Annotated in this window: 11 protein-coding genes; 1 reads left to right on the top strand and 10 read right to left on the bottom strand. The window is 36.6% G+C overall.

Annotated elements, in window-relative coordinates:
• The first annotated feature begins 130 nt into the window (after positions 1-130).
• On the top strand, positions 131-304 hold the full coding sequence (locus HHL23_RS14955) for a hypothetical protein (RefSeq protein ID WP_169235590.1): 174 nt from the start codon (positions 131-133) through the stop codon (positions 302-304).
• A 292-nt stretch (positions 305-596) separates the two neighbouring features.
• Here HHL23_RS14955 and polA read toward each other — a convergent pair whose 3' ends face one another.
• From polA to tssD (HHL23_RS14905), 10 genes are all read right to left on the bottom strand, one after another.
• Positions 597-3431, bottom strand: a complete 2835-nt coding sequence (gene polA, locus HHL23_RS14950) for a DNA polymerase I (RefSeq protein WP_169235589.1) — start codon at positions 3429-3431, stop codon at positions 597-599.
• Positions 3432-3803: 372 nt separating this feature from the next.
• The gene (gene tssD, locus HHL23_RS14945) at positions 3804-4211 is read right to left on the bottom strand and encodes a type VI secretion system tube protein TssD (RefSeq protein ID WP_175550373.1); all 408 of its coding nucleotides are present in this window, start codon (positions 4209-4211) and stop codon (positions 3804-3806) included.
• Between the two features lie 624 nt (positions 4212-4835).
• Positions 4836-6179, bottom strand: a complete 1344-nt coding sequence (locus tag HHL23_RS14940; protein WP_169235588.1) for a hypothetical protein — start codon at positions 6177-6179, stop codon at positions 4836-4838.
• A gap of 43 nt (positions 6180-6222) precedes the next feature.
• On the bottom strand, positions 6223-6792 hold the full coding sequence (locus HHL23_RS14935) for a hypothetical protein (RefSeq protein ID WP_169235587.1): 570 nt from the start codon (positions 6790-6792) through the stop codon (positions 6223-6225).
• A 1-nt stretch (position 6793) separates the two neighbouring features.
• Positions 6794-7855, bottom strand: a complete 1062-nt coding sequence (locus tag HHL23_RS14930; protein ID WP_169235586.1) for a LysM peptidoglycan-binding domain-containing protein — start codon at positions 7853-7855, stop codon at positions 6794-6796.
• 4 nt (positions 7856-7859) lie between these two features.
• Positions 7860-10034, bottom strand: coding sequence for a type VI secretion system Vgr family protein (locus HHL23_RS14925; protein WP_169235585.1), 2175 nt, complete (start codon positions 10032-10034; stop codon positions 7860-7862).
• A 225-nt stretch (positions 10035-10259) separates the two neighbouring features.
• Positions 10260-10670 (bottom strand): type VI secretion system tube protein TssD, encoded by a 411-nt coding sequence (tssD, locus tag HHL23_RS14920; RefSeq protein WP_175550372.1) that lies wholly within the window; start codon positions 10668-10670, stop codon positions 10260-10262.
• A 355-nt stretch (positions 10671-11025) separates the two neighbouring features.
• Positions 11026-11904 carry a lytic transglycosylase domain-containing protein gene (locus HHL23_RS14915; protein ID WP_169235584.1) on the bottom strand — a complete coding sequence of 293 codons (879 nt, stop codon included), beginning with the start codon at positions 11902-11904 and terminating at the stop codon, positions 11026-11028.
• An 88-nt stretch (positions 11905-11992) separates the two neighbouring features.
• The gene (locus tag HHL23_RS14910) at positions 11993-14488 is read right to left on the bottom strand and encodes an ATP-dependent Clp protease ATP-binding subunit (RefSeq protein WP_169235583.1); all 2496 of its coding nucleotides are present in this window, start codon (positions 14486-14488) and stop codon (positions 11993-11995) included.
• 323 nt (positions 14489-14811) lie between these two features.
• Positions 14812-15216: a type VI secretion system tube protein TssD gene (gene tssD / locus HHL23_RS14905; RefSeq protein WP_185194879.1), complete on the bottom strand. Its 405-nt coding sequence runs from the start codon at positions 15214-15216 to the stop codon at positions 14812-14814.
• Between the last annotated feature and the right edge of the window lie 94 nt (positions 15217-15310).

Here is a 15310-nt window from a genome sequence, read left to right as displayed (position 1 = left end):
TGTTAACCTACTTACACTATGACCATTGCTACGTTGATAATCCACAAAACAAAGATAACATTTTTAGAAACTGAAAGTAAAATGCACTAAAGTGCATAGTTTTAACTATTTCTGAGACCAATAAAAAACATTGAAAAAATTTATTCCTCTACTGGCTGTATTTCTTCTTCTCTATTCCTGTAAAAAAGATGAAAAATCAAGCGTGGATCAGAAAAACGATGCTGCGAAAGAAAAAAGATTTTCATTTGAAAAAACTTCTCCGGATGACGTGATACGAAAGGCGTATGATTCTGTCCATCAATAAATATCATTTTTATTAGAAAATTACCACAAAAGTAGTATTTCACAGAAAGTTTATACTTCATATCTTTATTGCCTATTCATTAGGATTATTCTTTTGATAGACACAAAGCCGAAGGTAAGATCAATGAGGTGAAAAATAATTACAAAAATTTCCTGCAACATGCAGAAAGTTTAGAAGGCTAAATTTTTAGTCTTCTTTTTGTTTATATTGTTTTGCTCTTAAAAATAAATTGAGACAAAAAAAATAAGGTGAGTTTTTGAACCTACCTTATCTTATCTCTGCAATATTTTTATTAATGCGCTTCCAGCCAGTTATTCCCGACTCCCACTTCTACCAATAATGGCACCTGTGTTTCTAAAGCGCGTTCCATTTCGGTTTTGATTAGTTTTGAAGCTATTTCAATCTCGTCAATCGGGGATTCAAACACCAGTTCGTCATGTACCTGAAGCAGCATTCTTGTTTTTAGCTGCTGTGCCTCTAACTCTTTATCGATTTTGATCATGGCAAGCTTGACAACATCTGCCGCACTTCCCTGAACCGGTGCATTCACAGCATTTCTTTCTGCATGACCTCTTACCACGAAGTTATTGGAATTGATATCTTTCAAATGGCGTTTTCTTCCTAAGATAGTTTCCACGTATCCTATCTGGCGGGCTTTGCTTACCTGTTCGGCCATATATTCTTTTAATTTCGGATAGGTCTCAAAATAGGCTTCAATCATTTGTTTAGCTTCGGTTCTTGACATTCCGGTCTGTTCCGCTAAAGCAAATGCCCCCTGACCATAGATGATTCCGAAATTCACGGTTTTTGCCTGACTTCTCTGGGTTTTGGAAACCTCATCCAAAGGAATTTTGAACAGTTTTGCAGCCGTAGATGCATGGATATCTTCTCCATCCTGGAAAGCTTTGATCATATTATCTTCTCCTGAGATCTCGGCAATCAGTCTAAGCTCAATCTGCGAGTAATCGGCAGAGATGATCTTTTTTCCTTCTCCAGAAACAAAAGCTCCTCTGATCTGTTGCCCACGAAGCGTTCTGATCGGGATGTTCTGAAGGTTCGGGTTTACGCTTGCCAAACGGCCTGTAGCAGCCGTAGTCTGGGAGAAATTGGTATGAACCCTGCTGTCGTGTTTATCGATCTGTGAAGGCAATGCATCCACGTAGGTTGATTTTAATTTCTGATAGGTTCTGTATTCCAGAATATGTTTGATGATCTCATGTTTCGAAGAAAGTTTCTGAAGCACGTCTTCCGAAGTCGCATATTGTCCGGTTTTTGTTTTCTTGGCTTTAGGATCCAGCTGCATTTTTTCAAACAGGATTTCTCCAAGCTGTTTAGGTGAATTCATGTTGAATTCTTCTCCTGAAATTTCAAAAATTGTGGTTTCCAGCTGTCTTAAGTCGTTTTCCAGATCAATACTTTCCTGTGCCAGCCATTTCTCATCCAGTGAGATTCCGGAAAGTTCCATTTTAGCAAGTACCTCCATCAGAGGCATCTCTATGTTGAAGAAAAGATCTTCTAAATTTTCTTTTTTAAGTTGTGGTGCAAACAGCTCATACAACTGGAAGGTTACGTCTGCATCTTCCGCCGCGTAATCGGTCTGCGTTCTCAGGTCTGCATCTCTGAAGGTCCCTTGATTTTTCCCTTTCTTTCCGATAATGGTTTCAATAGAAACGGGCTTATAGTTCAGATAAACTTCTGAAAGATAATCCATCCCGTGTCTTCCGTCCGGATTCAGCAGATAATGGGCGATCATGGTGTCAAACACAGCTCCTTTTACCGTAATATCGTACTGTTTTAATATTTTATAATCGAATTTTAAATTGTGAGCAATTTTCAGCAGATCTTCTTTCTCAAAGAACGGTCTGAAGATTTCCAGCGTCTGAAGTACTTCGCCTTTGTCCTCGGATAGAGGAATGTAGTAAGCGAGTCCTTTTTTATAGGAAAAACTCATTCCTACAAGTTCAGCTTCCAGCTCGTTCAGTGACGTGGTTTCTGTATCAAAACAGACTGCTTTCTGCTTTAATAAATTATTGACCAGAACTTTCTGTGCTTTGGGATTGTCTACGAATTGATACAGATGGTCGTTGTGTTCTATATTAGATTTGGTAGAGGTGGCCTGGTCCAGTTCTTCAAAATTGGCAAACAGGTCAAGTTGCATAACCTGCCCTTTTATTTCAGCAACCGATGGTTTTTGTTTAACCTCTGCTTCATTGACTACGACTGTTTCCAGGGGTGCAGAAGCAAAAGCCCGGTAAAGATTTTCGTATAATCTTCTGAATTCAATTTCGTCAAAAACTTCTTTTACTTTCTCGAAATCCGGTGTATCAAGGTCGTATTGTTCCTGATGAAATTCTACAGGTGCATTACAGATAATGGTTGCTAATTTTTTTGATAAAATTCCGCGTTCTGCAGAAGCTTCTACTTTTTCTTTCAGTTTTCCTTTCAGCTTATCCGTATTCTGCAACAGGGTTTCGATATTACCGAATTCTTTAAGGAATTTCATAGCCGTTTTCTCTCCCACTCCATCCAATCCCGGGATATTATCCACGGCATCTCCCATCATGGCAAGGAAATCAATGACCTGTTTAGGATCTTCGATTTCGTATTTTGCTTTTACTTCTTCTACGCCTAAGATCTCAATATCCCCACCTTTTAAGCCGGGTTTGTACATCTTAATCTTATCGGTCACCAGCTGGGCAAAATCTTTATCCGGCGTAACCATAAACGTGGTGTAGCCTTCTTTTTCAGCTTTGCAGGCAATAGTTCCTATGACGTCATCAGCTTCATAGCCTTCCACCCCTAAAATCGGGATATGCATCGCCTGGAGGATTCTGTGAATGTATGGAATAGCAATTTTGATGGCTTCAGGAGTTTCGCTTCTGTTGGCTTTGTAGTCTGAATAATCGTCAGTTCTTACACTTGCCTGTCCTACATCAAAAACAACCGCCAGATGGGATGGCTTTTCTCTTCTGATCAATTCTATCAAAGAGTTGGTAAAACCAAAAATAGCAGAAGTATCCAGCCCTGTACTGGTGAGTCTCGGATTCCTGATCAATGCGTAATATCCTCTAAAAATCATTGCATAAGCATCAATAAGAAAGAGTCTTTTATCTTGTGTTGCGTCCATAATATCTATAATGAACAAATATAAGAAAATAGGAATATTTTCATGAGGTATAAGTGATGAATTATGAGGGATGAGTTTTAGAGTACGGTTGAGTGTTTCAGGATGCGAGATCGTAGAGTTTTAGAGTACCAGGGTTTTAGAGTGAATGAGTTCAGCGCTAATAATGGATGTTTATTATTCTAAATATCTGGCAAATTATTGAATCAATACCTTAAAGTCTCAAATCTCATGTCTGAAATCTGATGTCTACTATCTGGCATCTAAAAATCTTGGCTCCTGATTCTCGTTCATCAGAGGTCATAAAAAAACAGAACAGCATTTCTGCTATTCTGTCTTGATGTTATTTTTTATTAAAAGACTTGGGCCTATTAATTATTGACCTCCTGGCCACATTCCGCGGTACTCAGAGTTACCCAAAGTAATTACTTCTGCACTGATGACAAAGCTGATCAGCATACTGTTGCTGTCAATAGCATCGAAGTCTACTTCATGTTGGATTACATATCCGTTTTCCCACTTCAAAGTAGTTAATGTACCTTCTTCGTGAGATTTATTGAAAGTAACCTCACCTGTAGTAGGCTTGTATTTTCCGTTCAATAAACTTTCTAAGATATCAGATTTTTCAGTAGCTTCTACTGTTACTTTGATAAGGGCGTTAGAAGGATCTGATGCTACACGTCCTGAAACGTCTGTAGATCTAGATACGCTATAATTAAGTTTTAATAATTTTTGCTCTCCTCCGTTGTTGAATTTTAAGATTCCTCTTGAATTTGCTGCCATGATTGGTGTATTTAATTGTTATATAATATTGTGATTAGTGATTGATTACAGAACAAAGATAGACGCGATCCAGGTAAAGAAAAAGTTTTTAAGTATAAATCTGAAATATTGTAGTAATACTACGATTTGATGTAGTAATTCTACGACTTTTGATTTAACATAATGCTTTAAATGCTTATTTGTAAAAGGTTTACTGTTATTTTAAAAAGAAGTAAAAGCTGTTACTTTACACCGTAATGGGAAATATATTGTAAAATTCAGATGTTGTGTTTGAAGATTTCTTTGATTGAAGCTTCAAATTAACTTTCGCAAAAGAAATAAAGCTTTACTCGGACTAAAAACAATCTTTTGAAGCCATTCGAATATCATCTTTTTATTTTTAAAATACTTCTGTTCAAATACTGTATATAAAGATTCCCCTAACAATATCTATTTTTCAATTAAAGCATACTCGAAAAATAATCCTCGTAACGAGATTTTTCTCCCTTATTATATCTATAAACAAGATCTTTTAAATAATCTTCAGCTTGATTCATCTTATAATTAATGGTTATTTGCACTTCTAAACCTTTATCAACAGGTCCGATAACTAATTACCATAATCTTAATAATAAAATATTTTTTTTAATCCACGGGAATATTGGCAATCACACTACTCCCATTAGGTTCAGCTGCCATGTCATTAGCCATTCCTCCTGCTAATGCAACTCTTGCTTCTTCTGAAAATATGGTTCCTATAAATGGTATTAAAAATAATCCTCCCTGTATAGAATTTGATTTTAGATTTCCAAGACTTGATTTTAGATTTTCAGCCACTACTGTTCTTCCATCATCAACCATACTTGGAGTCATTCTTCCATTATTATAGAATCTTATAGAATTTTTCCACTCCGGATATTTACCGCTATTTAAGTCATTCAATAATTGTTTGGCCAGAGGATTATTTCTTAGAACGGGTCGGCTAACGCCCTCCAGCTTATCCAGTTGCTGCATTAAATCCTTGTTTTTAGCATGAATAGAATAAGAAGTCACAATATTGGTCACCTTACTAAGGACAGTAATATTATATTTTCCTCCGTTTTTTTCTACTTTAAGAAGATCTTCCGAGTCTTGTGTAAAGTCATCGGGTTTAGCGGGAGCTCCCCAATACTTATTTTCATCGATATCTGTTTCTTCAGGTTTTCCGTTCTTTGGATCAACAATATTTTCCTTATGATTATTCATATTATCATAAGTAACATTATCCTTTAAATCGCCATTATTCTCATGTCCCCATCTTATTCCTCCTCTAAGCCCATAATTTAAACTACTAAAAGCAAGAAACCCTACTCCAAACCTTCCAACTGTCATCCAGGCTTTCATCCCAATTGATGCTGTACCAAATCCAGCAAATGCACTCGGAAGAAAAAATCCAGCTCCAAATGAAGCAACAACATTAATTCCTAATTCCCATTTGTTTTTTGTGGCAATAGAACTTGCTGCTGCTTTTGCCGATGCCTCATCAAAAAATGGGGTAAGAATGCCATCTTTTTTACATTTTAAAATAGAAGTTCGGGTAATAGCTGAAGCTCCGTTGATTTTGACGCTATTATGTGCCAAAAACCATTGCCCTCCGTTTAAAGGATCCGTACATTTATGATTAACCGCAACTACAGCTGCAACAACTCCAGAAGCCAATAAGATACCACCAGCAGCTAGGGCAACCCAACCTAAAGGGTTTGATAATAATAAAGCTCCGACAATAAGACCTGCACCAAAAGCTAATAAGGTACCCGCTAAATTTGCAGGTGATTTACATGTAAATTCAACCATAATATTCTTATCATCAACCGTCAGTAAAGGTTGCTTGGTATTTTGATAATATACATCTGCCGTTTTTCTACTGAAAGAAAATTTTTGCGGCTCTGAACTTAACTGATAAGTACATACTGCGAAAACTTTATCCTGTGGAATATATGAAACTGCCATAATCTTTTTTAAACATTTAAATTAAATACCTCCTCTTTTATTTTCATAAAGAGAATACATAAAACAAGCCGAACAATAAAGTCAGCAGTCCCAAAGCTAATAGTATAAAAGGCAACCAAGAAAAGAATACGATACAATAGTCTACTCCTTTTTTAATTTTCTTGGCTCTTAATACTTCCGATACATCTTTCTGCAATTCTTTAATATTACTTGTTTCTTCTTCTGTAATTTTTTGAAGACTAACCCAAACAATCCAATAGATGTATTCTTTATTTTTCGTATTTATTCTCAACAAATGCCCCATAGTTTTATGAGTCAATAGATAGAAATTATAATCAATAACATCACTTCCCTTTATTTCTGTATTCTTATTACTTTCAAGTATATTTATATTATTATTTACAATATTAAATGACACTAATTTTGAAAACTTTAAATTGATATAAAACATCATAAATGTAAGTAAAGACAATCCGAATATTAAAAAATAGGTCTGGTTAACAGTATAACTAAACTTTTGAGCAAAATAAATTAATACTAATACCAGTATTGCCATTCCCAGCATAGATAGGAGTAAAATTTTAAAATTCGCGATTCTATATTTTGTCTGCATATTATAATTCTACCTTTTTAATTTTATATTCAGTAATGATTTCAAAATTATTTTTTACTTTTTCAGCTATTGAAGCCTTTCCTTCTGTTATGAAATTAGATTTTTTATCTATTGTATAGGTTATCCGATATATAAAGTCAAATTCAGAATAACTATATTTGATCGTAGGTTTATAAATCTGATCATACATTCCTTTAAGAACTTCTTCAGACAAATTCTTTCTATTGAGTGTTCCTACAAGACGGTAAGTTGCTGAATTTTCATCTTCATTAACCAAAGACTTTACAATATCCGTTGATAGATCTATATTGGGAAAGATCTGTGAAAACTGATGTAATGTATAATCTTCCAGATCGGCCCCCTGATAAGCTCTAAAAAAGATATGGTAAAAAAGATTTTTATCCAGCATTTTAGCAAAATTTTCTTCTTCCAAAAATTCTTTATTTCCAGTATCAATAACATCTTTTGCCTGAACAGGTGCCTGTGAAGAAAGTTGCTTAAACATCTCATCATTTACAAGTTCAGAATCTCTTAAATGTATCCATCTTTTTTCTATATCATTCCTATTATATACTTTATCAACTATACCATATTTTGATATCTCAACAGTGACAGGACTTTTTATTTTTTCGAATTTATGGGAAAATTCAAAGCCTTTCTCAAATACAACCGGATCCACACTAAACGTAAAATCAGTCATATTGATATTAAAAACAGCACTATAGTCAGCTTTTTGAACTAAAAACTCTAAATAGGTGCTGGCCGACATCGTAATAACCTCGTTATTTACTCTGGTAATATTCAGCTGTTCACAACGATATCTGGATTTAAAATTGAAATATAAATCCTTAGCATTCTGATTTTTATATAAAACATCTTTAAATGATTCCGCATTTATTATCACATGATTAAGTTGAATAGGTAGCTTATCTCCAATGATTAGGCTTGCTATTCCACTATGGGAATTATGAAAGGTTTTTAAATATTCAATATCTATTTCATATTTTTCTGCTATGGATGCTAACGTATCCCCTTTCTTTATCTCATATTTAATTACTTTCATATAATTAATTTATCTCTACCTGTGTTCCAGTTATTTTTGTATTACCTCTAAAATTAGCTGTTGCACTTCCAGCTTTAATATCTACTTCAGTACTTGTAATTGCAATCTTAGTTCCTGTAATTACGATCTCGCTACTTCCTACCTTTAGAGTTATTTTATCAATTCCCGTTAAATCTATAACCCCTGCATTATCCATTTTAAATACACTATTTTCACCTCCCACAGCAACTTTATGCGTATTTCCGACATCGGCAATATGATCACATCCTACTTCCAGCTTTTTATTATTGCCAACTTTGTCTGTTTTATCATTACCAACTGTTTTCGTACTATCATTATTCGCGTTGTGGACTACGTTTCCAGCTCCGTCAAAAAACATATTAGCCCCTCCCTGATCTTTAAGATTCATAGAGCCGGCTCCATTATCATATTTTAATTCGGCTCCGCTTCTTCCGCTAAAACTCATCACATTATTCCCTGCTCCTCCACCAGCGCCAATACTTCCATGGAACATTCCACCCATCACGAAAGGTCGGTCGGGATGCTGATGAACAAAATTGACGATGATCTGATCCCCTACTTCAGGAACAGACATAAAACCGCGGTTTTTGTTTACTTTATCACTGCTTCCAGCATCTGGTGACATCACGCGGATAAATTCTGTGGTATCCTGTCCTGCCTGCCAGTCAAACTGCACTTTTACTCTTCCCTGGTTTAAAGGATCTGTATTGGAGGTTACTTTGGCAAATTGAGGTTCTGCTTTCGGGGTTTCAAATTCCGGACGGGGAATGAATCCCGTATCCGCTGCAATGGCTTCAAAAGTTCCGTCATAATAACCTCTTGCATCTACTTCATGGGTAACCCCGATGATCATTAATTTGGTAAAATAGGCCGTATCACTGGTATCTGCTTTACGCATTTCAATATCTGCGGTACATCCCGGATATAAGAACGGAACCGTTGTAGTTCCTGAAGTAATAAAAACCTCCGATGCTTTACTTCCGGCTGTTCCTTTCTGAGAGGCATCAATATCCATAAAGGATGTCGCCTTGATAGGGGCAACTCTTAAAGAAGGGGTATTAAACGTCCTTTCTGATATTTCATAGGCTCGTTTGGCAATATCTGAAGTATGACTGATCTTTGAGCTTCCGGTGGTCAGTTTTTCATTTTTACTGCTGTTATAGCCATAAAAACTCGGACTTACATGCTGAGCTTTCATTTTGATGGCAATATCACTTACGCTACTCCCATAAGTAAGCATAACCGGTTTTTCCTGTGGAGGAAGTTTCCCGAAATGCAGGACTTCACCATCATAATAAAACTGCTCACCGTATGCTTCGGCAACTCTGGCCAGATAATTATAGTGGGTTTCTTCGTATTGAGAACTGTACGGAACATTTCCATACTGGGCATCTACCCTGAAATCAAATTTATTCTGTCCAAGGCCTTCTCTTATCACATGATCGGCAATACTATTAAGGCTTACTTCCTGTCCGCCTCCAAAACTCTGGATGTGTGGCGCTGCATCCAACAGAACTGTCGGACTAAACCCTGTAAGAATGATGTTTCCAAGATTTCCTTTTTCCTGACTGAAGCCTACTTCTGTAATAACTCCCACAAAATTACGCTCAGGTCCCTGTTCAATATCTTTATATTTAAATACTACGGTAATTCTTTTTCCTAAAAAATTCTGTGCCTCCTGTAGATTATGATTTTCTGCACCTCCCAAAGTATCATGGGCGAGTGTCAAACTGAATTCATGGTGTTTTGAAGCACTCTGAGAAAGTTTAAAATGCTTAAAATGTTTGATTATTTGTCCTTCTATCACAATATCAAGCTTAACAACCCGGTTTATCCCCGCAATTAAGCTTTCAGGAATAGATGCAGCGTTATGTATTTTGGAGGTAGGCTGTTTTGCCCATACCTTGCTTTCGGTAATGGAAGGATTATTAGGAACCAAGGTTTGGTTCATGAACATTTTAGAATTCTGTGTGGCACCGGAATAGATTTCCTGAGCCTTTTTTGCTGACTTTTTAACGGCTTCATCTGCTTTCTGAAGCTTGTCATTTACTTTTTGTACTGCAATATCTTCAGCATTGTTCAGCTGTTGTGAATCCGCTATATTTTTTATACTGCCTTTAGGGCTTTGCATTTTTATCGACCGATCATCCTTAAACATAATGTGTGTGTTTTTGCTTAGATTATATAGTAAATTTAGATAGCTCCACGATGCTTACAGCGATTTGTAGCTAACTCTCCGTTCTTAATAACAAGTTGGATAAGAACTTCGACAGAATCAGTTTTTAGGGTTATTCTTGTCTGAAAATGACAAAAAACAGAATAGTATATTCTTCCGAATACACTATTCTGCACCAATTTATTTTTACTAAGATGATTGTTCAGATTATTTTCCGTCTGAAGGCCACATTCCACGATACTCAGAGTTACCCAGAGTAATCACTTCTGCGCTGATGACGAAGCTGATCAGCATACTGTTTTCATCTACAGCGTCGAAATCTACTTCGTGCTGAATTACATATCCGTTTTCCCACTTCAAAGTAGTTAATGTACCTTCTTCGTGAGATTTGTTGAAAGTAACTTCTCCTGTAGTAGGCTTATACTTTCCGTTCAATAAACTTTCAAGGATGTCAGACTTTTCAGTAGCTTCTACTGTTACTTTGATAAGAGCATTAGAAGGATCTGATGCTACACGTCCTGAAACGTCCGTAGATCTTGATACACTGTAATTAAGCTTTAATAATTTTTGCTCTCCTCCGTTGTTGAATTTTAAGATTCCTCTTGAATTTGCTGCCATGATTTGTAAATTTTAATTGTTAATATTTTGTGATTTGGTGATTGATTACATAGCAAATATATAACGTCGTGTTTTGATAAAAAAGCTTTTGGATATAAATCTGAAAATTTGTAGTAATTCTACGATTTGATGTCGTAATTCTACGATCATAGATTTAATGAACTCACGTAAATAATTGAATTTAAATAAATTAAAACTCTTAAAAAAGCCCCATTTAAACCTACATTTTACACTTAATAGAGATATACAAAGTTTTTTCAGGGCAAATTTATGATATTCTTAAAGTCTGTGATGCTATAAAAAAAGCCGTCACAAAAGTACGGCTATAAGTTTTTTTTATGCTTGTTCAGGTTTACTACTGTACACGGTTGCCTTCTTTTATGGAACGTAAAAGAATTTTATTCTTCCTTAAAAGAAAATCCGGCATAAGATCCGTTGGAAGATAAAGAGGACTCTCGCCTTTCTTTTGCAGCTCATCTTCTATTCCCGGGTTCCAGGCCAGGATCTCATTCACCTGTACTTTCAGTTCATCTGCGATGATGCCCAGATTAAATCCCGCATTAATCTCTGTTTCCTGAAGAGGTACACCAGCATTTCTGCCACTTCCTCCTTCAGTAAAGAAAACTTTATTAAGCCTTGAAGAATTATAGTTGCTCAAAACACTTTGCAGCTCACCCGTTGCGTAGCATGCATTAAGGTATTTTTTCACATGGTTAATGGTTTCTCCCGGAAGGTATTTGGAAAATATATGGTATTGTGTGGAACCCGCGGATTCCATGGCTTTGGCTATATTCCCTTCGCCACAGTTATAGGCTGCTACGACAGTAATCCAGTCACCGTACTTTCTGTAGAGATTAGCCAGCGAAACTACTGCGGTCTTGGTACTTTTATATACGTCCGTCCGGTTCTGCTCTGTAAGGCCGTATTGGTTGGCATGTGCAGTCATGAACTGCCATATTCCTACGGCTCCCGCTCCTGAGGTAATATTTCTGTTAAAATGCGACTCAATGAGGGCCAGATTTCTTAAATGTTTAGGCAGGCCTTTCTGTACCAAAGAATATTCGATGAATTCAACGATCTCCTTATTGGCATTTATAATGTTATTGTATTTTTTCACACTGTTTTCCGACGTATCGGAGGCAGCAAGAAATTGTCCGTTTACCATTACAAAACTTCCGGCCAACATCAATCCTGTAAAGATATTTCTGAATGTAGTTTTCAATGTGGTTTTCATTTTAATTCCTTATGTTTATGATCAAAGGAAGCTGATAAGTCTACAGGCAGATTTGCTTTGGGACTTACCAGCTTTCTTTGTTTTATTGTTAATCTACCTTCCAGCTTATTTTTTCTTCCTCGCTGTTCCAGTCTACGTGAAGGGTCTGCCCGGATTTCACTTCTTCTCTCACGATCATTTTGGAGATCGGTCTTGCCAGCTGAGCACGAATCACTCCGGAAATCTGTCTTGCTCCGTATTTGCTGCTGAATCCTCCCAGGGCAAGATTTTTCACCGCTTCGTCTGTGATCTTTAAACTCATCCCCAATCTTGTAAGTGAGGTATGAAGTGATTTCAGCTGGATATTGAAAATCCTTTCCGCAATAGATTCTGTAATCGGTGCGAAAGGAATGATCTCTGTAATCCTTGCTAAAAACTCCGGTCTGAATCTTCCGGAATTGGACATGATCTGCATCAGTGAGGATGATTCCGGAACTTTTCCTTCTTCAAACTGTTTTACAATCTCTTCGCTTCCGATATTTGAAGTAAATAATATGATCGCATTGCTGAAATCTCCCTCTTTTCCAAGTTTATCATGAACTTTTCCTTCATCCATGATCTGTAAGAATACATCAAAAACGGAATGGTGGGCTTTTTCAATTTCATCAAATAAAACAACCGTATAAGGTTGCTGTCTGATTTTATTGACCAGCATTCCTCCTTCTTCATACCCTACATATCCAGGAGGCGCTCCATACAGTAATGCTGCTGAATGTTCTTCTTTAAATTCGGACATATCAAAACGAACCATCGCTTTCTCATCATTGAAAAGCAATTCTGCCATAGATTTTGCCAGCTCGGTTTTCCCTGTTCCCGTAGGTCCCAGAAGAAAGAATGATCCAATAGGCTGTCCTGGTTTGTTAAGTCCGCTTCGGTTTTCAACAATGGCATCCGACAGAATTTTTAAGGCGTGGTCCTGCCCTACGACTCTGTTCAATAAAAGGGATTCCATATTCAGAAGTTTTTCTTTTTCCTGAGCCTGGATTTTTCCGATCGGAATATTTGTTTTTGCCGCCATTACTGCTGCCAGTTCCAGACGGTCTACTTTTTCTCTTTTTTTGGCGGCATGCTGTAAAAGCTCTGCATAAGTGTCATCAATGATTTTATGGATCTGATCAACAGGCATGGAATTGTCGATAGACGGTTGCTCACTTAATGATCCCCAAAGAATTGGACTTATTTTATCTCTCAGAAGATTATAGTTCCAGATCAGCTCATTCGCCTGATCTTTGGTGTCTGTATATTCTTCTTTTAAAATTGTTTCATAGGTTTCTTTCCAGCTTGCCAGTTCTTTTTCTGAAAGTTCATCCAGCATTTTAATGGCAGCCATGGTTCGGTCTAACAGGTCAATTGCAGCATCAGGTAACTTTTTACCTTTTGCATATCTTTTGGCCAGACGTACACATTCCGGAATAGATGTTTTTTCTACTTCGATGCCGTGGTGTTTTTTATAACCATCAAGAAGCACGTCAATCATTTTTACGCAAGTCTGTTCATCGGGCTCATTGACAGTCAATACTTCAAAACGACGGTTGAAAGCCTGTTCAGGTTCAATGATTTTTCTGTATTCTTCCTGGGTTGTAGCTCCGATTACGGTAATTTCACCCCTTGCCAGTTCCGGTTTAAGGAGATTGGCCACGTTTCCTATACTTCCTTTTGGATCTAGAAGGGTATGAATTTCATCAATGAAAAGAACTGCTTTTTCAATTTTCTTGCATTCATTGATAACTTTTTTCAGACGGTCTTCAATTTCACCTTTATAAGAAGTCCCTGCTAATAATGCGCCCGTGTCCAGTTCGAGAAGAGTGGCATTTTTAAGCATTTCAGGTACATTTCCTTTGGTGATTTCAGTAGCAAAGCCTTCTACCAGAGCTGTTTTCCCAACACCGGGCTCACCAATAATGATTACATTGGGCTTACTTCTCCGGCAAAGAATTTCAACAAGCATTCTGAGTTCTTTGTCTCTACCAATAATATTTTCCAGGTCTCCTTTTCTAGCCTGTGCAGTTCTGTCTACACAATAGCTTTTAATGGAAGGAAATGATGAATCTGTAAAATCTGATCCGTTTGAAAAAAGTGAAGAAAAATCACCGTCTTCAGATACGGCAAAAGGGGTATCTTTTCTATATAAATTGAAAATTTCATGTTCTCTCAACGGAAGTGATTTCAGCTGTTGCAGTGAAAAAACAACCTGAGGTTTTACAATAGCGGTAAGGATACAGATGGGTGTGATCTCATCCAGCCCCAATTTTAAACGGATATCGTCTGCTTCTTCAACAAGAGTGTCTACTGCCTCATCCTGACGCACCTCATCGGGAAGATGGGCTGTCTTTGGGTAATCTTCAATGCGGACATCTGCCCACTCATAAAAGTAGCCGGGATCTTTATCTATGCTTTTCAGAAATTCATTAAGACCGATATCTTTATGCATTAAGGCCTGTAAAATATGTGGTCCGCCGTAGGTCGCATTATAATTTTCCTTCGCTATCGACTGAGCAATATGAAATAGCTGTTTTACTGTTTCGTTGGTTACTAGTACTCCCATTTATAATTTTTCTAATATTAATATGTCTGTGTTCTTTATTGGTGTATCAGATTATTTGGTGTTATCTGTCAAAAAATACATCCTTACAAATATATCTTTTTTATGTAGAATGTATGTAGGGTTAAAGATAGTTAATTCTTTGATTAGAGAAGTAATAAGTTTTTTTTGATGTGTTTTATTTTACCTGGTCTATTTTTAATATTATGTCCACAAATCACTTTTCTTCTTTTCATCATAAAACCGCTAATTATAACATTTTAGGCAAAAAAGACCGTCTTTAAGGGACGATCTTTTTTTATGAATGTTGATGTGTAAAGTGTGTCTTAGTTAGATGGCCAAAATCCAGTGTATTTGGAATTGCCATAGTCAATTGTTTCTGCGCTTATTACAAAACTGATCAGCATACTGTTTTCGTCTACTGCATCGAAACTTACCTGATGTTGGATTACATATCCATTTTCCCATTTTAAAGTGATAAGTGTTCCTTCTTCATGGGATTTGTTGAAAGTAACTTCTCCTGTTGTCGGCTTATATTTTCCGTTCAGCAAACTTTCTAAAATATCGGATTTTTCAGTAGCTTCAACTGTAATTTTGATCAGTGCATTAGACGGATCTGATGCTACACGTCCCGAAACATCTGTAGATCTGGATACACTGTATTTCAGTTTCAGTAATTTCTGTCCTCCTCCGCCATTGAATTTTAAGATTCCTCTTGAATTTCCCGCCATGATGGTAAACTTTAACCGTTATTAATATTTTGTGATGTGGTAATTGTTTAACAAATATAAAGCGCTTATTTCTATTCTGAAAACATTTGGATAT

Source organism: Chryseobacterium antibioticum, assembly GCF_012927325.1.
Taxonomy (GTDB): domain Bacteria; phylum Bacteroidota; class Bacteroidia; order Flavobacteriales; family Weeksellaceae; genus Chryseobacterium; species Chryseobacterium antibioticum.
Note: the sequence above shows the minus strand (reverse complement) of the source record. Positions and strands in the feature narration are given on the sequence as shown.